A 19,096-nucleotide genomic window follows, 5' to 3' on the forward strand; every position below is an offset into this window, starting at 1 on the left:
CCATCCTAGTGGGGCGGCGGGGTGGTCACCCACCCGCCCGCTGGCAGCGCCCTGACCTGCGGAAACAGTGGTCCTGTGGATCCTCCGCGCACCCCCCGCGCCACGGGCGCAGGTGCCCACCGTGATAGACTCGGTCACTGGGAAAGGGGACATCTGAAGATGACGTTCACAGTAGGCGAGACGGTTGTCTACCCTCATCACGGCGCCGCGCTGATCGAAGAGGTCAAGACCCGGAAGATCCGTGGCGAAGAGAAGATGTACCTCAAGCTCAAGGTCGCTCAGGGCGACCTGACGATCGAGGTCCCGGCGGACAACGTCGACCTCGTCGGGGTGCGTGACGTGGTGGACCAGGAGGGCCTGGACAAGGTGTTCGACGTGCTGCGCGCGCCGTACACCGAGGAGCCGACCAACTGGTCGCGCCGGTACAAGGCGAACCTGGAGAAGCTGGCGTCCGGCGACGTCATCAAGGTCGGGGAGGTCGTCCGCGACCTGTCCCGCCGCGACTCCGACCGCGGCCTGAGCGCCGGGGAGAAGCGCATGCTGGCCAAGGCGCGCCAGATCCTCGAGTCCGAGGTCGCCCTCGCGGAGGGTGTCGACGAGGAGAAGGCCGGCGCCATCATCGACGAGGTGCTCGCCTCCTGACGACCCTCGCTGTCCTCACCGCGGCCGGTTCCGGCACGCGGCTCGGACGGGAGATCCCCAAGGCGTTCGTGCCGGTCGGTGGCGTGCCGATGATCGCCCTGGCGGCGCGCGGCCTCGCCGACTCCGGCGCGGTCGACGCCGTGGTGGTGACCTCCCCGCCGGGGCGTGCGGCCGACATGGTCGCCGCGCTCGGCGCGCTCCCGATCCCGGTCGAGGTCGTCGACGGGGGATCCACCCGGCAGGCCTCGGTCGCCGCCGGGCTCCGCCGTGCCGACGCGAGCACCGACGTCGTCCTCGTGCACGACGCCGCCCGTCCGCTCGCCCCGCCCGCCCTGGTCGCCCGCGTGGTGGCGGCCGTGCGCAGCGGACACCCCGCCGTCGTCCCCGGGCTGCCGGTGACGGACACGATCAAGCGCGTCGCGCCCGACGGCGGCGCCCCGGCCGCACCCGGGGACGACACCGGCCCCGCGGTCGAGCGGGTCGTGGACACGCTCGACCGGACCGTGCTGCGGGCGGTCCAGACGCCGCAGGGTTTCGACCGGGAGCTCCTGCAGCGTGCGCACGCCGAGGGGGCGGCCCGGGCCGCCGCCGAGCACCTGGCCGCGACCGACGACGCCGGGCTGGTCGAGGCGCTCGGCGTCCCGGTGCACCTGGTGCGCGGCGACTCCGCCGCGCTGAAGATCACCACGCCGTACGACCTGGCCGTGGCCGAGCTGTTGCTGGAGGGCCGATGAACCTGCCGCGCACCGGGATCGGCGTGGACGTCCACGCCTTCGCCCCGGAGGGCTCGGACCGTGAGCTCTGGGTCGGCGGGCTGCACTGGCCCGGCGAGCGGGGTCTGGACGGCCACTCGGACGCGGACGTCGCCGCGCACGCCGCCGCGGACGCGCTGTTCTCCGCGGCCGGCATCGGCGGTCTGGGCACGCACTTCGGCACGAGCGAGCCCGAGTGGGCCGGGGCGAGCGGCGTCGTGCTGCTGGCCGAGGCCGCCCGCCGGGTCCGGGCCGCCGGGTTCGAGATCGGGAACGTCGCCGTCCAGGTGGTCGGCAACCGGCCCAAGGTCGAGCCCCGCCGTACCGAGGCCGAGGCCGCGCTGACCGAGGCCGTCGGCGCGCCCGTCTCCGTCAGCGCGACCACGACCGACGGGCTCGGCCTGACCGGCCGCGGCGAGGGCGTCGCCGCGATCGCCACCGCGCTCGTCGCCGCCCGCTGACGGCTCCCCGCCCCGCCCCGTCGTTGTGGGCATGAAATCTGCAGCCTTCGACGGGGTCGCGGCGGCAGATTTCATGCCCACAACGACAAGGGGTCGCGGCGGAGGTCAGGCGGGGAGGCCGAGCACCCGGTCGGTGTAGTCGTTGCGCAGCACGCCGTCCGGGTCGACGGCGGCCCGCACCCGCGCGACGTCGTCCAGCGGGTAGTGTGCCGCCAGGTCCGCGGCCGTGCGGGTGTGCAGCTTGCCCCAGTGCGGGCGGCCGCCCGCCGCCACGAAGATCTCCTCCGCCGCGGCGAAGTACCGCTCGCGCGGCATCCGGTGGTACTGGTGCACCGCCACGTAGGCGGTGTCCCGGCGGCGTGCCGTCGACAGCCACACGTCGTCGGCCGCCGCGCAGCGCACCTCGACCGGGAACGGCACCGGCTCGCCGGACGATCGCAACCAGCCCTCCAGCTCGCGCAGCACGTCGGCCAGCCCCGCCCTCGGCAGCGCGTACTCCATCTCGGCGAAGCGCACCCGCCGCCGGCTCACCATCACCCGGTCGGACGGCGCCACGTGGGTCCGGTCCCCGAGCGCGGCGGCGCACACCGCGTTCAGGCGCGGCACGGTCCGCGGAGCGGCGGTCGCCACCTGCATCACACCCCCCAGGACACCGTTGGCCAGCACCTCCTCGTCCAGGACGGACCGGGCGGCGTCACCCAGGGTCCGAGCCGCGCCCAGGACCCCGCGGCGGGACGCGCGGTGGCGGGCCGCCTCGGCCGCCGGGACGCGGTCGTGGCTCCAGGTGAGCATCCGGTCCGTGCCGGGGAACCAGTAGGCGTCGAACCGGTCGTGACCGTCGAACAGGGCGTCGATGCCCTCGACCACCGCGTCCCAGGGGCGGACCTGCTCGGTCGAGCGCAGCAGGTAGGCCGGCACGACCTCGAGCGTGGCGGCGGACAGCACGCCCACGGTGCCCAGCCCGAGGCGGGCGACCTCGAACAGCTCGCGGTCCGGGGAACCGGGGGCGTCGTCGCCCGACACCGACCGCACGGAGCCGTCCGGCAGCACGACGCGCAGCGCGCGCACCTGCGTGGCCAGGCCGCCCAGCAGCGCCCCCGTGCCGTGGGTCCCGGTGGAGATCGCCCCCGCGACCGACTGCCGGTCGATGTCGCCGAGGTTGCGCATCGCCAGTCCTCGCGTCGCGAGCAGCCGGTTGAGCTCGTGCAGGCGGGTGCCGGCACCGACGGTGACCAGGGCGGAGCCGTCGGGCAGCCGCCGCAGCGACTCCAGCCCGCTCAGCCGGTCCAGGCCGATCAGGAGGCCGTCGGTCACGGCGACGTCGGTGAACGAGTGGCCGGCCCCCACCGCACGGACCCGCAGACCGTCGGCCGCGGCACGGGCCACGACGGCACGCAGCTCGGCCTCGTCCCGCGGCTGCGACCACCGCGCCGGGGAGGCCCGGTAGGTGCGGCCCCAGGTGGTGAAGTTCACGTCGCACACTCTGTCACGGGCCTGCGGTGCCATGCCGCGGTGTAGCGTGCCGACATGTCCGCGACCGACCGGCTGAGCAGGGCGACCGCCGGGTCGCCGGCGCCGCTCGCCGTCGTCGACCTGGACGTGTTCGACACCAACGCGGCCGACCTGCTCCGGCGGGCCGCCGGCACCCCCGTGCGCGTCGCCACCAAGTCCGTCCGCGTGCGTTCGCTGGTGGGACGGGCCCAGCGGGCCGGTTTCACCGGCGTGATGGCCTACTCCCTCGACGAAGCGCTGTGGCTCGTCGGCACCGGGGTCCGCGACGTCCTGGTGGGCTACCCGACCGTGGACCGCGACGCGCTCGCGCGCTGGGCCGCCGACCCGGCCGCGCGCCGGGAGATCACCCTCATGGTCGACGACGTCGCCCAGGTCGAGCGGGTGCGCGCGGCGTTGCGTGCCGCACGGGCGGGCGGCGGTGACGGCGACCTCTGCCTGGACGTCGACAGCTCGTTGCGCGTCGGCCTCGGACCGTGGCGGGCCCACCTCGGCACCCGCCGGTCCCCGCTGCGCACCCCTGCGCAGGTGGCCGACCTCGCCGCCGCCGTCGAGGCCGTCGACGGGCTGCACGTGCGCGGCCTGATGTTCTACGAGGCCCAGGTCGCGGGCCTGCCCGACACGAGCCCGGCGGTGCGGACCGTGAAGCGGCTGTCGATCCGCGACGTCGAGCGTCGCCGCCGCGCCGTGCTCGCCGCGGTCCGGTCCGCCGTCGGACGGGACGTCGAGCTCGTCAACGCCGGCGGCACGGGTTCGCTGGAGTCCTCCGCCGCCGGCACCGGTGTCACCGAGGTGACCGCCGGGTCGGGGCTGTTCGTCCCCGCGACCTTCGACCGCTACCGGTCCTTCGAGGCCCGGCCGGCGGCGTACTTCGGGCTCGACGTCGTCCGCTCGCCCGGGCCGGGCTGGGCCACCGCGTTCGGGGGCGGGTACGTCGCCTCCGGGCCGGCCGGTCCGTCGCGGCTGCCGCGCCTCGTCACCCCCGGCTGGGCGCTGACGCGACGTGAAGGGGCCGGGGAGGTGCAGACGCCGATGCGTCGCCGGCGCGGTGGGCGCGACCTGCGCGTCGGGGACAGGGTCTGGTTCCGGCACGCCAAGGCCGGTGAGCTGATGGAACGCTTCGCCACCGTGCACCTCGTGCGCGGGGACGAGGTCGTCGAGGAGGTGCCCACCTACCGGGGCGAGGGCCGGGCGTTCGGCTGAGGGCGCGCAGACCGCAGGGTCGCGCACCCGACCGGTACCCTGGACCGGTGACCTTGCAGCTCTTCGACACCGCCACGCGCTCCGTGCGCGAGCTCGTCCCCCGGACACCCGGCAAGGTCGGCATCTACCTGTGCGGCGCCACCGTCCAGTCGGCCCCGCACGTGGGTCACCTGCGTCCCGCGGTCGCCTTCGACGTGCTGCGCCGCTGGCTGACCCGCTCCGGGCTCGACGTGACGCTCATCCGCAACGTCACCGACATCGACGACAAGATCCTCGCCAAGGCCGAGGCGGCGGGCGTCGAGTGGTGGGCGCACGCCGCCACCTACGAGCGGACGTTCACCGCCGCCTACGACGCGCTCGGTGTGCTGCCGCCCACCTACGAGCCGCGGGCCACCGGGCACGTGCCGCAGATGGTCGCGCTCATGCAGCGCCTCGTCGAGCGCGGGCACGCCTACTCCACCGGACCGGGCAACGTCTGGTTCGACGTGCGTTCCTGGCCGCAGTACGGCGAGCTCACCGCGCAGCGCCTCGAGGACCTCAACCCCGAGGGCGGGGACGACGCCGTCACCTCGGAGAAGCGCGACCCGCACGACTTCGCGCTGTGGAAGACGCCGCGGCCGGGCGAGCCCGAGACCGCCGCGTGGGACACGCCGTTCGGGCGCGGCCGACCCGGCTGGCACCTGGAGTGCTCGGCCATGGCGCAGCGCTACCTGGGCGACGCGTTCGACATCCACGGCGGTGGCCTCGACCTGCGGTTCCCGCACCACGAGAACGAGCAGGCGCAGTCGCGCGCCGCCGGGTACCCGTTCGCGGACCGCTGGATGCACTCGGCCTGGGTCACCCAGCAGGGCGTCAAGATGAGCAAGTCGCTCGGGAACGGGCTGCTCATGAGCGAGCTGCTCGCCCAGGTGCCGGCCCCTGTCGTGCGCTACGCCCTGGCCTCCGTCCAGTACCGGTCCATGCTCGAGTGGGGCCCGGACACCCTCGACGAGGCCCGGACCACCTGGGACCGGCTCACCGGGTTCGTCGACCGGGCGACCGAACGTGTCGGCGAGGTCCCGCGCGACGAGGTCCACACGGCCGGGCTGCCCGCCGGGTTCGTCGCCGCGATGGACGACGACCTCAACGTGCCCGCGGCGCTCGCCGTCGTGCACGAGACGCTCCGGGCCGGGAACACCGCGCTCGCGTCGTCCGACGACGACGGTGCGCGGGCGGCGCTCGTGGCGCTGCGGGGGATGCTCGACGTGCTGGGGCTCGACCCGGCCGACCCGCAGTGGGCCAGCGCCGCGGACACGCGCGTGGCCGACGCGCTGGACGCCGTCGTGCAGGCCGAGCTGGACGCACGGGCCGCGGCGCGAGCCGCGAAGGACTATGCCACGAGCGACGCGATCCGGGACCGCCTGGCCGCGGCCGGCGTCGTCGTGCAGGACTCTCCGGACGGCGCCCGCTGGACGCTGTCCGACGCGAAGGGGGAATGATGGCGGGAAACTCGCAGCGACCCGGTGCCAAGCGCAAGGCGGGCACCAAGAAGGGCGCGCAGGTCGGCAGCGGCGGTCAGCGCCGCAAGGGCCTCCAGGGGAAGGGTCCGACGCCGAAGGCCGAGGAGCGCACCTACCACCCGGCCTACAAGAAGAAGGTCGCCGCCGAGAAGCGGGCGGCCGCGCAGGCGCCCACCGGGGCACGCAAGGGCGTGGCCCGGGGCACTCGCAAGGCGACCGGCGGTGCCGAGGTCGTGGCCGGCCGCAACGCCGTCCTGGAGGCGCTGCGCACGGACGTGCCGGTCACCGCCGTGCACCTGGCCGAGCGCATCGACCACGACGACCGCACCCGGGAGATCCTCGAGCTCGCCTCGATGCACGGCGCCCGCGTGCTGGAGAGCTCGCGCGGGGCGCTGGACCAGCTCACCGAGGGGTCCGTGCACCAGGGGGTCGCCCTGGAGGTGCCGCCGTACGAGTACGCATCGGTGGACGACCTGCTGGACGCGGCCGCCGAGGCGGGGGAGCCGCCGCTCATCGTCGCGCTCGACTCGGTCACCGACCCGCGCAACCTCGGGGCGGTGCTGCGGTCCGCGGGCGCGTTCGGCGCCCACGGCGTGCTGGTGCCGTCGCGGCGCACGGCGTCGGTCACCGCTTCTGCGTGGAAGGTCTCCGCCGGGGCGGCCGCGCGGGTGCCGGTCGCCAAGGAGACCAACCTGTCGCGGACGCTGACCGACCTGAAGAAGTCGGGGCTGTTCGTCGTCGGGCTCGACGCCGGCGGGGACGTCTCGGTGCGCGACCTGGCGTTCGCCACGGACCCGCTGGTGATCGTCGTCGGCTCCGAGGGCAAGGGCCTCTCGCGACTCGTGCGGGAGACCTGCGACGCCGTGGCCTCGATCCCGATCTCCTCGGACGTCGAGTCGCTGAACGCGGGTGTGGCCGCCGGCATCACGCTCTACGAGGTCGCGCAGGCCCGCTCGGCCTCCTGAGCCGACCGCTCACGCCCGGCCCGCGGGTCAGGACGAGATCCCGCGGGTCAGGGCGGTGCCCGGCGGGTCAGGGCGGAAGGCGACGGGTCAGGGCAGGGTCCCGCGGGTCAGGGCGCGCCCGGCGACCCAGGGTGAGGTCGTGCCGGTCGAGCGATCCTGACTCGCGCACGAGAGTTCTGACTCGCGCAAGAGGGGCCCTGACTCGCGAAGGTACGGCCTGACTCGAGCGAGCGCGTCCTGACCCGCGGGCCGCGCGGATCGTCGGGCAGCGTCAGTCGACGTCGCCCGGCTCGGACGCGGCGTAGTGGAAGTAGTCCGCCTCGGGCCCCTGGGGCTCCTCCTCGGGAGCCATGCCGAGGATCGCCTTCTCGTCCGGCCGGTACCGCAGCACGTTCGTCACGTAGGACTGCACCGCCTCCGGCATCGGCACGTCGTGCCCGGCCTGCTCGGAGATGTACCACCGGTGCTCGAGGACCTCGTGGTACAGCTGCGCGGGCTCGAGCTTGCGGCGCAGCTCGCGCGGGACGGCCCGGACGGTCGGCTGGAAGACGTTCTGCAGCCAGTCGTGGGCGACGAGCTGGGAGTCGTCCTCCTGGCGGTCCGTCGCGGCCTGGTACGAGTCCAGGTCGTTGAGCAGTCGCCGGGCCTGGTTGTCCTGCACGTCCAGGCCGGTGAGCTTGGCCAGACGGCGCGAGTGGTGCCCGGCGTCGACCACCTGGGGCTGGATCCGGACCGTCGTGCCGTCGATGTCGGTGGTGATGTCGAGCTCGCCGACGTCGAACCCGAGGGCGTTGAGCCGTTCGATGCGGGCGGCCACGCGCCAGCGCTCGTCGGAGGCGAACGCCTCCACACCGGTCAGCGCCTCCCACAGCTCGTGGTAGCGGTCCACGAGCGAGTTGCCGAACGCGACCTCGTCGATCTCGCTGTCCAGCAGCTCGCCGGCGGCGAGGTCCATGAGCTCGCCGATGATGTTGACGCGGGCGATCTCCAGGTCGTGCTCCCGCTGGCCACGGGTCAGCTCGCGGTGCAGGGCACCGGTCTCGGCGTCGACCAGGTAGGCGGCGAAGAGCTCGGCGTCACGCCGGAACAACGTGTTGGACAGCGAGACGTCGCCCCAGAAGAACCCGGCGAGGTGCAGCCGGACGATGAGGACGACGAGCGCGTCGATGAGCCGGTTCGCCGTCTCGTCGCGCAGCCACTGGCTGAACACGGACCGGTAGGGCAGGGAGAACGCCAGGTGCTCGGTGACGAGCGCCGCCTCGAGGGGCGTCCCGTCCTCGGCCGTGCGTCCGGTGACGACGCCGATCGGCCGGACCGCGGGGATCTCGAGCTTGCGCAGCTGGCGCAGCATGCCGTACTCGCGGAAGGCGACGTCCTCGCTGATCTCCTTGACGGCCAGGACCCGGCCGTCCAGGCGGACGAAGCGCACGACGTGCCGCGAGATGCCGCGGGGGAGTGCCGCGAGGACCTCGGCGGGCCACTCGATGAGGGGGCGGCGCCAGGGCAGGTCCAGCAGGGCCGAGTTCGGGGTCGCCGAGGTGATCTTCAGCTGCTCCACGGCATCTCCAGGTCTGTTGTGGGCATGAGATCTGCAGGGGCACCCTGCGGCGGACCTGCAGATTTCCTGCCCACAGCGATGGGGGGCAGGTTCAGCGTAGACGACGACGGGGCGGACCCGGCGCCCGGCCGGATCCGCCCCGTCGTCGTCGGGGATGCTCAGTGGCTCAGACGAGCACCCGTGGACGGGGAGAAGACGTGCTCCTGGCCCTGCTTGATGGTGACGTGGATGGTGTCACCCTTCATCGGGACCTCACGCGGGTCGATGCGGACGATGACCTGGTCCGAGGAACCGGAGTGCAGGTCGCCGGCCGAGCCGTCCGCCTGCAGCTCGCCGTAGACGAAGGCGTCGGAGCCGAGCTCCTCGACGAGGTTGACCTTCACCTGGAAGGCGTCCTGCGAGTCGTCGTGCGCGATGTCGAGGGACTCCGGACGGAAGCCCACGACGACCTGGCCGTTGTCGGCGTCGGTGAGCTGGTCGAGCACGTGGCGCTCCAGCGGCACCGCGGCGTGCCCGACGATGGCCTTGCCGTCGCGGACCTCGAACGTGCCGATGTTCATCGCGGGCGAGCCGATGAAGCCGGCCACGAAGGTGTTCGCCGGGGTGTCGTACATCTCGCGCGGCGTGCCGACCTGCTGGAGCAGGCCGTCCTTGAGCACGGCGATGCGGTCACCCATGGTGAGGGCCTCGGTCTGGTCGTGCGTCACGTAGACGGTCGTGACGCCGAGGCGGCGCTGCAGGGAGGCGATCTGCGTACGGGTCTGGACACGCAGCTTGGCGTCGAGGTTCGACAGCGGCTCGTCCATGAGGAACACCTGGGGCTGACGCACGATGGCGCGGCCCATGGCGACACGCTGGCGCTGACCGCCGGAGAGCGCCTTCGGCTTGCGGTCCAGGTACTCGGTGAGGTCGAGGATCTTGGCGGCCTCCTCGACCCGCTGGCGGATCTCCGCCTTCGGGGTGCCGGCGATCTTCAGCGCGAAGCCCATGTTGTCGGCCACGGACATGTGCGGGTACAGCGCGTAGTTCTGGAAGACCATCGCGATGTCGCGGTCCTTGGGCTGCACGTCGGTGACGTCGCGGTCCCCGATGTAGATGTGCCCGCCGTTGACGTCCTCGAGGCCTGCCAGCATGCGCAGCGAGGTGGACTTGCCGCAGCCCGAGGGGCCGACGAGGACGAGGAACTCGCCGTCCTCCACCTGCAGGTTGAGCTGGTCCACGGCCGGGCGCTCGGTGCCCGGGTAGATACGCGTCGCGTGGTCGTAGGTGACCGAAGCCATGATGGTGTCCCTCCACCGGCAGGTACGTGCCGGACGATCCGTTGTGGTCGGGTGTGCTGCGTTCACGACTGGCGTGTCGGCGGCGACACATTCTGTTGTCCGCGCGGCTTCACCGGACCGTTCCGGCGGCGTCGCGCGGATCGATCCTACACGGCCGTGACTCCGATCACCCCCTCGGGCGCAGCCGTCCCGGCACGCCGCACGGGGCAGGTCGGGACGGGTCAGGAGGGCCGCAACGCGGCGCGCAGCCGGTCCAGCACCCCGGCGACGTCGTCCGCACCGGCGACCCGGTGCGCCGCGAGGGTCTCGCCGTGGCCGACCTTCAGTGCCAGGTCGCCGCTGGTCAGCACGGCGAAGGCCTTCTCGTCGGTCGTGTCGTCCCCGGCGTACAGCACCCGCACGCGCTCGGTGCCGACGTCGCGTCCGACGACGGTGCGCAGGCGCCGCAGCGCCTCGCCCTTGGACGTGGGCAGCACCGCGATCTCGACGACGTCCTTGCCGTGCATCGGCTCGAGCCCGAGCCGGTCGGCGGCGGCGTCGGCCGCCTCGACGGCCGCGGCGGAGTCCTCGGGACCGGCGAGCCGGGTGTGCAGGACGGCGGCGCTCGGCTTGTGCTGCACCCAGGCGCCCTCGCGGCCGGCCACCGCCGCCTCGAGGGCGGAGCGCAGCGCGGCCAGGTCCTCACGCTGGGAGTCGCTGAGCTCGAGCGGGACCGTCTCGACCCCGTCCGCCGTGACGTGCCCCGTCTCGGCGCCGTGGCTGCCGACCAGGTACGACCCGACCGGGGGCGCGGCCCGCGTCGCGAGGTCGTCGAGGTCGCGCCCCGAGACGAGCGCCAGCCGCACACGCGACGCCGGCGCGTCGCCGTCACCGGGCACCGTCAGGGCCCCCAGCTCGTCCACGGCCGTGCGGGCCGCCGGGGTCATGCGCGACGCCGTCGGGTCGTCCACCAGCGGGGCGAGCGTGCCGTCGAAGTCCAGGGCCACCAGGAGCGCGGCGCCGTCGTCGGCGGTGAACTCGTGCAGTGCACCGTCCAGCGCGGGGTCGAGCTGCTCAGACATAGGTGTCGCGGCCGGGCACGGCGGTGAGCACCCCGAGGAACGACTTCGACCACTTGGCGACGTCGTCGCCCATGACCTTGCGCCGCAGGTTGCGCATGCGACGACGCTTCTCCTTGGGGGACATCTCCGCCGCGGCGACGATGATGTCCTTCATGCCGTCGATGTCGTGCGGGTTGCACAGCAGCGGTCCCGGGGCCAGCTGGTCGGCGGCGCCGGTGAACTCGCTGAGCACCAGCACGCCGCCGAGGTCCGAGCGGGCCGCGATGTACTCCTTGGCCACCAGGTTCATCCCGTCCCGCAGCGACGTGACGAGCATGACGTCCGCCGCCAGGTACAGGGCCGCCATCTCCTCGGGCGGGTAGGAGTGGTGCAGGTAGTGGATCGCCGAGTGGCCGAGCTCGCCGAACTCGCCGTTGACCCGGCCGACGAGGATCTCCACGTGCTGGCGCAGCTCCTGGTAGGCGCCGACGTTCTCCCGGGACGGGCTGGCGACCTGCACGAGCGTGGTGTTCGCGGCGTCGATCCGGCCGTCCTGCAGGATCTCGCCGTAGGCCTTGATCCGGTGCCGGATGCCCTTGGTGTAGTCGAGGCGGTCGACGCCGAGCATCACGACCTCGGGGTCGCCCAGGTCCGTGCGGATCTCCTTGGCGCGGGCCTGGACCTCGGGACGGCGGGCGAGCTCGTCGAAGTACTGGGTGTCGATTGAGATGGGGAACGAGGCCGCACGGACGCGTCGGCCCGGCGTCGCGTCGTCGGACCCCATGGAGATGATCGAGCCGCGCGTGGGGTGGTCCGTGAGCCGGCGCACCGCGCGCACGAAGTTCGAGGCGTCGCCGCCGCGCTGGAACCCGATGAGGTCGGCGCCCAGGAGCCCCTCGACGATGGCCTTGCGCCAGGGCAGCTGCTGGAACAGCTCGACGGCGGGGAAGGGGATGTGGTCGAAGAAGCCGATGCGCAGGTCGGGACGCAGCTCGCGCAGCATCTTCGGCACGAGCTGGAGCTGGTAGTCGTGCACCCAGACCACGCCGCCGTGGGCCGCCTGGGCGGCCGCCGCCTCGGCGAACCGCTGGTTGACCTTGCGGTAGGCGTCCCACCACTGCCGGTGGTACGTCGGCGGGGCGATCACGTCGTGGTACAGCGGCCAGAGCGTGTCGTTGGAGAAGCCCTCGTAGTACTTGCTGATCTCGCTGGCGGACAGCGTCACGGGGACCAGCAGCATGCCGTCGGCCTCGAACGGCTCGTGCGCGAGGTCGGGCGCGCCGGACCAGCCGACCCAGGCGCCGTCGTTCTCGCGCATCACCGGCTCGAGGGCGGTGACCAGCCCGCCCGGCGACCGCTTCCAGTCGAGGTTGCCCTCGTCGTCCACCGCGAAGTCGACGGGAAGCCGGTTGGCGACGACGACGAGGTCGTAACCGGTCGACCCGTCGCCGCCGGTCGTGGTGCTGGACGATCCCTGACCTGTCAACGCTGTTCTCTCCCAAGGTTGGTGGACGCCGACCCGATGCACTGGGTAGTGCGGAGTCCTGCGCGCACCATATCGGCGCAGCCCTTCCCCCGCGCGGGGTGAACCCTGGCGAGCCGGGGCGCGCCGTGGAGGGCGCGACGCTACGGTGTGCCCCATGGGTGTGGGTGACGACGCGGAGGTGCTGACGCACGAGACGTCGGCCTCGGGGCCCGAGGGCGGGCTCGAGCCGGGGACCGACGTCGGGGGCTACACCGTGGTCTCCACCCTCGGGCGTGGTGCCATGGGGGCGGTCTACGAGGCACGTGACGGTGCGGGCGAACGGGTCGCGCTCAAGGTGCTGCACGCCCACCTGGACGCCGACCCCGCGGGTCGCCAGCGGTTGCGCCGTGAGGTCGCGGCCCTGCAGCGGCTGCGGCACCCGGCCGTCGCGCAGGTGCTCGACGCGGAGTTCGAGGGTCCGTACGCCTTCGTCGTCACCGAGCTCGTCGAGGGGCTCACCCTCGAGGAGGAGATCGACGCCCGCGGCGCCCTGGACGTGGCCGACCTGTTCTCGCTGGCCGACCAGCTCGCCGACGCCCTGGAGTCCGTCCACGCGGCCGGCGTCGTGCACCGGGACCTCAAGCCCTCGAACGTGATGGTCACCGCCGACGGGCCCAGCCTCATCGACTTCGGGATCTCCCAGAGCACCGGGGACACGCGGACCACGATGACCGGGTTCGTCATGGGGACGCCGGGGTACATCGCCCCCGAGCTGCTCGACGGCGGGGACCCGGTCCCGGAGACGGACTGGTGGAGCTGGGCGGCCCTGCTCGCCTTCGCCGCCACGGGCCGGTCGCCCTTCGGCGTGCGGCCCACCGACGTCGTGCTGCGGCGCTCGCGGCAGGGCCGGGCCGACCTCTACGGCGTCCCCGCCCGCACGGCACGGGCGCTCGCCGGGGCCCTGCAGCCCGACCCGACCCGGCGCTGGGGACCCACGGACGTGGTCCGCGCGATCCGCCGCGACCTGGCCGACGGCGAGAGCACGGCCGCGGAGCAGTCCGAGGACCCGCAGGCCACGCAGCGCATCGTCGTGGCGGCCGGTGCCGCCACCGCGGCCACGGCGGCGGGTCTGGCGGGGAGCGCCGGGACGTCGCCGGACGGCTCGCCCGACGCCGGGTCTCCGGACTCGCCGGCGGGGAGCGCCACGCCCGCGCTCGCCGACACCGCCGTCGTCGGTCCGCCCGCGGTGTCGCCCGAGCCGCCCGGCGGGACGGCGAGCACGATGACCTCCGAGGAGCGGGCGCGGGCCGGTGCGCAGGACGGCGCGACGCGGGCCATCCCCCTCGGGGACGTGCGGTACCGGACGTACGACGAGCTCGCCGACGGCGCGGACGACGGGGAGGAGGAGGCGGCCGGACCCTACGTGCCGCCGGTCCACCCGCGGCGCTGGGGCACGGCGCTCGCGGTGGGGCTGCCGTTCGTGGTGCTCGCGGCCTTCTACCCGCTCGTGGCGTTCGGGGCCTTCGTCGGCCTGACGGTGCTGTGCCGGATCGTCGGGACTTCGGGCCAGCGGTTCCACGAACGCCGCCAGCGCAAGGGGGTGCGGTCCTCGGACGGCTGGGTCGCCGGTCTGCTGCTGCCCTATCACGCGGTGCTCGGCGCGCTCGGTGTCATCCCGGCGGCCGTGGTCGGCGGCTGCGTCGGACTCCTGGCGACGATGGGCGGGTACTGGTTGTTCGGCGACGGCAACCTGATCGTCGCGCCGTTGGGGGACGTCGAGTCCCGGTCGGTGGGCGGTCGGAACGCGCCCTTCGTGTTCTCGGTGGTGCTGGCCGGAGCGATGCTCGTCGCGCTGCTGGCCACCTGGTTCGGCCCGGCCGGTCGCACCGCACGTGACGGGGCCCGGCGGATCCTCAACAACCTCGCCCCCGGGCTGGCGGGGGCGGCGATCGTCGTGGCGATCTGCCTGGTGGGGTCCTGGGTCCTGTACTCCCAGCTCGTCACCGACCCCGTCGAGATCGTGTGGTGGCCCATGAACAGCGCGCCGTCATTGTTCTGAGACCGGATTCCCAGGATCTCCCCAGGTTCGCTCCCTAGCGTCGGGGCGCGGGGACGCCCCGCCCTCCGCTCCGGGTGGACCGGCCCACGGGTAGGCTGGCCGCCGGATCGCCCCGCCCGACTCGACCCGAAGGATCCGCACCGAGATGTCCAACAAGCAGAACAAGTCGCAGCGCCGGGACGAAGCCCGTGCCGAGGCGCTCGCCGTCCAGCAGCAGCAGGCCCAGCGCGACCGCCGCAACCGGATGATCGTCTTCGCGGCACTCGGCGTGGCGATCGCGGCACTCGTCGCCGTCGCGGTCTTCATCCTCATGGGCGAGGCGGACAAGAAGAGCGTCGAGGACATCCCGCTGGCCGAGGTGGCGGACGTCCCGTCGACGGCGCTGGAGGGTGGCGGCATCCCGGTCGGGTCCGACCTCGTGGCCGGCGGTGAGAACGAGGGAGCGCCCGTCGTCGACGAGTACCTCGACTACATGTGCCCCGTCTGCGGCCAGTTCGAGGAGATCAACGCCGCCGACGTCGAGACGATGCTGACCGAGGGCGACGCGACCGTCGTCTTCCACCCCGTCTCGATCCTGGACCGCATGTCCCAGGGCACCGACTTCTCGACGCGCTCGGCCTCGGCCGCCTACTGGGTGGCCGACCGCGCGCCGGAGTCCTTCTTCGCCTTCAACGAGGCCCTGTTCGTCAACCAGCCCGCCGAGAACACGGAGGGCCTGAGCGACGAGGAGATGGCGTCGATCGCCGAGGAGGCCGGCGTCCCGGCCGACGTCGCTGCCGGCATCGCCGACGGGACCGCCCGCGGCACGTTCGGCCAGTACGTGTACTCGCTGACCAGCGAGGCGTCCGCGAACCCGGACCTGGCGAACGCCAACGGCGGCTTCGGCACGCCGACCATCCTGGTCGACGGCGAGCGCTTCGAGACCTGGAACCAGCCGGGCGCCCTGCTGAGCGCCGTCCAGGGCGACGGTGCCGCCGGCGCCGACGCCGAGGGCGAGTCCGCCGACGAGTGACCTCGCCGTGGGCGTGAGGCCCGTCGCACCGGACGTGAGGCCCGTCGCACCGGAACCGGCGCGGCGGGCCTGACGCCTTCGACGTCCCGGCCGGGTCGTCGTCATCGGTACGATGGTCCCCGCCCGCCGCCTTAGCTCAGCTGGTAGAGCTCCCGTCTTGTAAACGGAAGGTCGTCGGTTCGAACCCGACAGGCGGCTCCACCCGACGGCCCGTCGGTCTGCGACGACGCGGACCGACGGGCCGTCGTCCCGGCGAGCTCATTCCCAGTAGAGCCAGAGCACCCGCCAGCGCACCGGTTCGCCCGTGTCGGGGTCGGTGCCCTCGACGACGTCCCACTTCTCGGGATAGCCGAGCCCCGTGCGGATGGCCTCCCACGCCGCCGTGAAGATCTCGCGCTGCTCGTCGAGCGTGGTTCCCCGCTCGTCGTAGAAGATCACCAGTTCGTCCGACCCATCCCTGCGGGACAGCTTGGCGACGGCACCCGGAGGGGGCGGGTCCCATCCGCCGATGGTCCCGATGATGACGGCGCCGGCTCGGCACAGGTCGTCCATCTGCACCCGGACGTCTTCCTCGGTGGCCTCGGGCAACTTCATGGTCGGTCCAATCCGGGCGCTGCGGCCGTCTGCAGCGCCCTGTCGACGGTGGTGGCCGTCTCTTCACCGTGGACCCCGCCACCGATACTCGCGCGCCGGGAGCTGCCTCCGTGCGGTGAGCACCCGACCCTCCGGCGCGGTCAGCGCTCCGACGGAGGCCACGGCTTCGGCGAGGCCCACTTCGGCGTGCGGCCGTCACCGCTCGACGTGCCCCGGATCCGCCGCTGCACCCACGGCACGACGTGCGCCCGCGCCCACTGGGCGTCCTCGCGGGCCCGCTGGCGCAGCCGCGGCGCCGTGACGGCGGGCATCGGGTCGTCGAAGCGTTCGTCGTCCGGTGCGAGGCCGAGACCCACCAGCGCCGCGTTCGCGACGCGACGGTGCCCCTCGTCGGTGAGGTGGATCCGGTCGTCGGACCACATCCGCAGGTCGAACAGGGACTTCAGGCCCCAGTTGTCCAGCACGTACGCGCCGTGGCGGCGGGCGATCGACCAGATCGTGGCGTTGTACTGACCGACCCGCCCGCTGGTGAAGCTGAGGGTGCCGCCGGCCCGGAACCCGGTGCCCATCAGGACGTCGGTGCCGGAGGCGCGCAGCCGCCTCACCGCGTCCTCCAAGGTCGCCGTCAGGGCGTCGAGGTCGGCCTGGGGGCGCAGGATGTCGTTCCCGCCGCCGACGAGCGAGACGAGGTCCGGCTGCATCTCGAGCGCGACGGGCAGCTGCTCGTCCACGATCTGGCGCAGCTTCTTGCCGCGGATCGCGAGGTTGGCGTACTCGAGGACCTCGTCGCCGCGGCGTTCGGCCAGGTGGTCGGCGAGCCGGTCCGTCCAGCCGCGCTGCACCGCCGTCGTCTCCGTGCCGGCCGGGGCTCGCGTGCCGTCGTCGTACGGGTACGGGTCCCAGAGTCCCTCGGAGAACGAGTCGCCGATCGCGACGTAGCGGGACCACGGGGGGATGCTGTCGTGCGAACTCACGGGGCCATTCTGCACCCCTCGCGGGATCAGTTGCTCAGGGCAGCCGCCAGTCGACCGGCGTCCCTCCCTGCTGCTCGAGAAGGGTGTTGACCCGGGAGAACGGTGCCGACCCGAAGAACCCGCGGTAGGCGGCCAGCGGGCTCGGGTGGGCGGACTCGACGGTGGGCGTGCTGCCCAGCCAGGGCTTCAGCGAGGCGGCGTCACGGCCCCAGAGGATCGCGACGAGCGGTCCGCCGCGTGCCACGAGCGCCTTGATCGCGGCCTCGGTCACCTGCTCCCACCCCTTGCCGCGGTGCGAGGCCGGGCGGCCGGGCTCCACGGTCAGCACCCGGTTGAGCATCATCACACCCTGGTCCGCCCACGGGCTGAGATCGCCGTTCGCCGGAGCCGGGACGCCGACGTCGTCGGCGAGCTCGGTGAAGATGTTCACCAACGACTTCGGCAGCGGGCGGACGTGCGGCTGGACGGAGAAGGACAGGCCCATGGGGTGGCCCGGCGTGGGGTAGGGGTCCTGGCCGACGACGAGCACCCGGACGTCGGCGAGCGGGCGCCGGAAGGCGGCGAACACGTCGGCGGGGGCCGGGAGGTACTGGCGCCCGGCCGCCACCTCGGAGCGCAGGAAGTCGCCCATCGCGTGGATCTGCGGTTCGACGTCGGCCAGGGCCGCGGCCCAGTCCGGCGCCATGACCCGGTCCAGCGGTGGGCGATCGCTCGGGGCCGGGGCGGCCGACGGCGGTGCGCCGGTCGGTGCGGACGGGGCGGTGGCGGCAGGGTCCGGCGTCGTCTCCACGACGGCGACGCTAGCAGGGCGCCGGCGAGGGGCGACGCGCGGGGCCGGGCTGCCGGAGGTGGCGCCCGGAGTGACCCATACTGGGCCGCATGAGCGAGATGCTGGTCCAGGAGGTCGACACCACGACGCAGGCTCCGGCGTCGGACGCCGCCGAGGCGCTGTCCGACCGCGACCGGGAGATCCTGGCTTTCGAGAAGCAGTGGTGGAAGTACGCCGGCTCGAAGGAGCAGGCCGTGCGCGAGCTGTTCGACATGTCGGCCACCCGGTACTACCAGGTGCTCAACGCGCTCATCGACACCCCGGAGGCGCTGGCCCACGACCCCATGCTGGTCAAGCGGCTGCGGCGGCTCCGCGCGACACGTCAGCGGGCCCGCAGCTCGCGCCGTCTCGACGGCTCGCGGGGCTGACGCGGTGCGGCTGAACAGGTTTGGCCGCGTGCTGAACAAGCTCTGTCCTTCCACCCATCCCGACCCGCTACCCTGTGCGGCGTGACGAAGAGCCACTACCCGTACCCGCCTGACGAGTTCGACGTCCGCGGTCCCGAGGGGTCGCCCGTCGGCGTCCACCGCGAGCCCCGCAGCGGGTGGAGCTCGGCCTGGCCGTTCCTGCTGGTCGCCGTCGTCTTCGCCGGTCTGGCGGTCGGCGTCGTGGGGTTCCTGTCCGACGACCCGGGCGGCAGCGAGAACCCGCCGGCCGCGCAGCAGGAGTCCGCGGCGCCCGAGTCCTCCGCGGAGGGTGAGACGTCCGAGGGCGACGGTTCCGGCGAGGAGTCCGGTGACGGCTCCGGCGACGGTTCCGGCGAGGAGTCCGGCGACGGTTCCGGCGAGGAGTCCGGTGACGGCTCCGGCGAGGAGTCGGGCGAGGGTGAGGCGACCGAGGAGCCGGCGGAGGAGCCGGCCCCGGAGCCCAACTACGACGCCTTCATCCGCGTGCTGAACGCGACGACGACCGGGGGGCTGGCCGGAGCCAACGCGGACGTCCTGATCGCCGAGGGCTACACCGACGTCACCCCGGACGACTTCCCGTCGGACCAGACCCCGCCCGCTGTCGACACGGTCTGGTACGCGACGGCCGAGGACGAGGACACGGCGCTCGCCGTGGCGAACTCCTTCGGCATCCCGGCCGAGAACGTCACGCAGGTGGCCGTCGCCAGCGGTGACGTGCTGGTCATCGTTCACAACATGCCCTAGGGCTCAGCGGGACGGCTCGAGGCCGGTGCCCGGCGACGCAGCTCGCGTCGCGGGTGCCGGCCTTCGCCGTTCCGGGAGGGCGTGCGGGCCGGGCGTCCCGACG

General features: G+C 73.5%; 18 protein-coding genes and 1 tRNA gene. 11 read left to right on the forward strand and 8 right to left on the reverse strand.

Going from position 1 to position 19,096, the window contains the following annotated elements; translation table 11 throughout:
• The first annotated feature begins 159 nt into the window (after positions 1-159).
• Genes Q6349_RS04825 through ispF form a run of 3 tightly spaced genes read left to right on the forward strand, consistent with a single transcriptional unit; the run spans position 160 to position 1,855 of the window.
• Positions 160-642: a CarD family transcriptional regulator gene (locus Q6349_RS04825; protein WP_171247024.1), complete on the forward strand. Its 483-nt coding sequence runs from the start codon at positions 160-162 to the stop codon at positions 640-642.
• The gene (ispD, locus tag Q6349_RS04830; protein ID WP_304603773.1) at positions 639-1,376 is read left to right on the forward strand and encodes a 2-C-methyl-D-erythritol 4-phosphate cytidylyltransferase; all 738 of its coding nucleotides are present in this window, start codon (positions 639-641) and stop codon (positions 1,374-1,376) included. Before Q6349_RS04825 ends, ispD begins: the two co-directional genes overlap by 4 nt.
• The gene (ispF, locus tag Q6349_RS04835; RefSeq protein WP_171247025.1) at positions 1,373-1,855 is read left to right on the forward strand and encodes a 2-C-methyl-D-erythritol 2,4-cyclodiphosphate synthase; all 483 of its coding nucleotides are present in this window, start codon (positions 1,373-1,375) and stop codon (positions 1,853-1,855) included. Before ispD ends, ispF begins: the two co-directional genes overlap by 4 nt.
• 105 nt (positions 1,856-1,960) lie before the next feature.
• On the opposite strand, the gene Q6349_RS04840 is transcribed toward ispF, so the two are convergent.
• Complete coding sequence (locus Q6349_RS04840) at positions 1,961-3,328, reverse strand: D-arabinono-1,4-lactone oxidase (protein ID WP_304603123.1); 1,368 nt, start codon at positions 3,326-3,328, stop codon at positions 1,961-1,963.
• A gap of 54 nt (positions 3,329-3,382) precedes the next feature.
• Between Q6349_RS04840 and Q6349_RS04845 the strand changes: the two genes are divergently transcribed.
• From Q6349_RS04845 to rlmB, 3 genes are read left to right on the forward strand one after another with little or no spacing between them, the layout of a single operon-like run.
• Positions 3,383-4,567 carry an alanine racemase gene (locus tag Q6349_RS04845; protein ID WP_304603124.1) on the forward strand — a complete coding sequence of 395 codons (1,185 nt, stop codon included), beginning with the start codon at positions 3,383-3,385 and terminating at the stop codon, positions 4,565-4,567.
• 47 nt (positions 4,568-4,614) lie between these two features.
• Entirely contained in the window at positions 4,615-6,045 is a 1,431-nt protein-coding gene (gene cysS, locus Q6349_RS04850) for a cysteine--tRNA ligase (protein WP_304603125.1), read from the forward strand.
• Positions 6,045-7,031, forward strand: coding sequence for a 23S rRNA (guanosine(2251)-2'-O)-methyltransferase RlmB (rlmB, locus tag Q6349_RS04855; RefSeq protein WP_171247029.1), 987 nt, complete (start codon positions 6,045-6,047; stop codon positions 7,029-7,031). Before cysS ends, rlmB begins: the two co-directional genes overlap by 1 nt.
• Before the next feature lie 271 nt (positions 7,032-7,302).
• Here the strand turns inward: rlmB and Q6349_RS04860 are convergent, their stop codons facing one another.
• The 4 genes from Q6349_RS04860 to Q6349_RS04875 form a co-directional block, all read right to left on the reverse strand.
• A complete protein-coding gene (locus tag Q6349_RS04860; RefSeq protein WP_304603126.1) occupies positions 7,303-8,589 on the reverse strand; it encodes a DUF4032 domain-containing protein in 1,287 nt (428 codons plus the stop codon).
• A gap of 158 nt (positions 8,590-8,747) precedes the next feature.
• Positions 8,748-9,869: an ABC transporter ATP-binding protein gene (locus Q6349_RS04865; RefSeq protein ID WP_171247031.1), complete on the reverse strand. Its 1,122-nt coding sequence runs from the start codon at positions 9,867-9,869 to the stop codon at positions 8,748-8,750.
• A gap of 221 nt (positions 9,870-10,090) precedes the next feature.
• The gene (gene otsB, locus Q6349_RS04870) at positions 10,091-10,930 is read right to left on the reverse strand and encodes a trehalose-phosphatase (protein WP_304603127.1); all 840 of its coding nucleotides are present in this window, start codon (positions 10,928-10,930) and stop codon (positions 10,091-10,093) included.
• Positions 10,923-12,395 (reverse strand): trehalose-6-phosphate synthase, encoded by a 1,473-nt coding sequence (locus tag Q6349_RS04875; protein WP_171247033.1) that lies wholly within the window; start codon positions 12,393-12,395, stop codon positions 10,923-10,925. The genes otsB and Q6349_RS04875 overlap by 8 nt, the downstream gene beginning before the upstream one ends.
• Before the next feature lie 154 nt (positions 12,396-12,549).
• Here Q6349_RS04875 and Q6349_RS04880 point away from each other — a divergent pair, with 154 nt between their 5' ends.
• The 3 genes from Q6349_RS04880 (at position 12,550) to Q6349_RS04890 (ending at position 15,646) form a co-directional block, all read left to right on the forward strand.
• Positions 12,550-14,433: a serine/threonine-protein kinase gene (locus Q6349_RS04880; protein ID WP_304603128.1), complete on the forward strand. Its 1,884-nt coding sequence runs from the start codon at positions 12,550-12,552 to the stop codon at positions 14,431-14,433.
• Positions 14,434-14,578: 145 nt separating this feature from the next.
• Complete coding sequence (locus tag Q6349_RS04885; protein ID WP_304603129.1) at positions 14,579-15,445, forward strand: thioredoxin domain-containing protein; 867 nt, start codon at positions 14,579-14,581, stop codon at positions 15,443-15,445.
• Positions 15,446-15,570: 125 nt separating this feature from the next.
• A tRNA-Thr gene (locus Q6349_RS04890) sits at positions 15,571-15,646 on the forward strand.
• 57 nt (positions 15,647-15,703) lie between these two features.
• Here Q6349_RS04890 and Q6349_RS04895 read toward each other — a convergent pair.
• From Q6349_RS04895 to Q6349_RS04905, 3 genes are all read right to left on the reverse strand, one after another.
• On the reverse strand, positions 15,704-16,039 hold the full coding sequence (locus Q6349_RS04895) for a hypothetical protein (RefSeq protein WP_171247036.1): 336 nt from the start codon (positions 16,037-16,039) through the stop codon (positions 15,704-15,706).
• Between the two features lie 140 nt (positions 16,040-16,179).
• Positions 16,180-17,013 (reverse strand): SGNH/GDSL hydrolase family protein, encoded by an 834-nt coding sequence (locus tag Q6349_RS04900; protein WP_304603130.1) that lies wholly within the window; start codon positions 17,011-17,013, stop codon positions 16,180-16,182.
• Between the two features lie 34 nt (positions 17,014-17,047).
• Complete coding sequence (locus Q6349_RS04905; RefSeq protein WP_304603774.1) at positions 17,048-17,710, reverse strand: uracil-DNA glycosylase; 663 nt, start codon at positions 17,708-17,710, stop codon at positions 17,048-17,050.
• Between the two features lie 191 nt (positions 17,711-17,901).
• Between Q6349_RS04905 and Q6349_RS04910 the strand changes: the two genes are divergently transcribed.
• A complete protein-coding gene (locus Q6349_RS04910; protein WP_246246557.1) occupies positions 17,902-18,210 on the forward strand; it encodes a DUF3263 domain-containing protein in 309 nt (102 codons plus the stop codon).
• Positions 18,211-18,291: 81 nt separating this feature from the next.
• Positions 18,292-18,993, forward strand: a complete 702-nt coding sequence (locus Q6349_RS04915; RefSeq protein ID WP_304603131.1) for a LytR C-terminal domain-containing protein — start codon at positions 18,292-18,294, stop codon at positions 18,991-18,993.
• Positions 18,994-19,096 lie beyond the last annotated feature (103 nt).

The sequence above is a fragment of the Isoptericola sp. 178 genome (assembly GCF_030586525.1).
GTDB classification, from domain to species: Bacteria; Actinomycetota; Actinomycetes; order Actinomycetales; family Cellulomonadaceae; genus Isoptericola; species Isoptericola sediminis.

Excerpts from the sequence above, each read along its gene's own strand:
- Q6349_RS04825 (WP_171247024.1), top strand. The coding sequence starts at position 160 with ATGACGTTCACAGTAGGCGAGACGGTTGTCTACCCTCATCACGGCGCC.
- rlmB (WP_171247029.1), top strand. The coding sequence starts at position 6,045 with ATGGCGGGAAACTCGCAGCGACCCGGTGCCAAGCGCAAGGCGGGCACC.
- Q6349_RS04910 (WP_246246557.1), top strand. The coding sequence starts at position 17,902 with ATGCTGGTCCAGGAGGTCGACACCACGACGCAGGCTCCGGCGTCGGAC.
- Q6349_RS04895 (WP_171247036.1), bottom strand. The coding sequence starts at position 16,039 with ATGAAGTTGCCCGAGGCCACCGAGGAAGACGTCCGGGTGCAGATGGAC.
- otsB (WP_304603127.1), bottom strand. The coding sequence starts at position 10,930 with ATGTCTGAGCAGCTCGACCCCGCGCTGGACGGTGCACTGCACGAGTTC.
- Q6349_RS04880 (WP_304603128.1), top strand. The coding sequence starts at position 12,550 with ATGGGTGTGGGTGACGACGCGGAGGTGCTGACGCACGAGACGTCGGCC.
- Q6349_RS04885 (WP_304603129.1), top strand. The coding sequence starts at position 14,579 with ATGTCCAACAAGCAGAACAAGTCGCAGCGCCGGGACGAAGCCCGTGCC.
- Q6349_RS04845 (WP_304603124.1), top strand. The coding sequence starts at position 3,383 with ATGTCCGCGACCGACCGGCTGAGCAGGGCGACCGCCGGGTCGCCGGCG.
- ispF (WP_171247025.1), top strand. The coding sequence starts at position 1,373 with ATGAACCTGCCGCGCACCGGGATCGGCGTGGACGTCCACGCCTTCGCC.
- Q6349_RS04865 (WP_171247031.1), bottom strand. The coding sequence starts at position 9,869 with ATGGCTTCGGTCACCTACGACCACGCGACGCGTATCTACCCGGGCACC.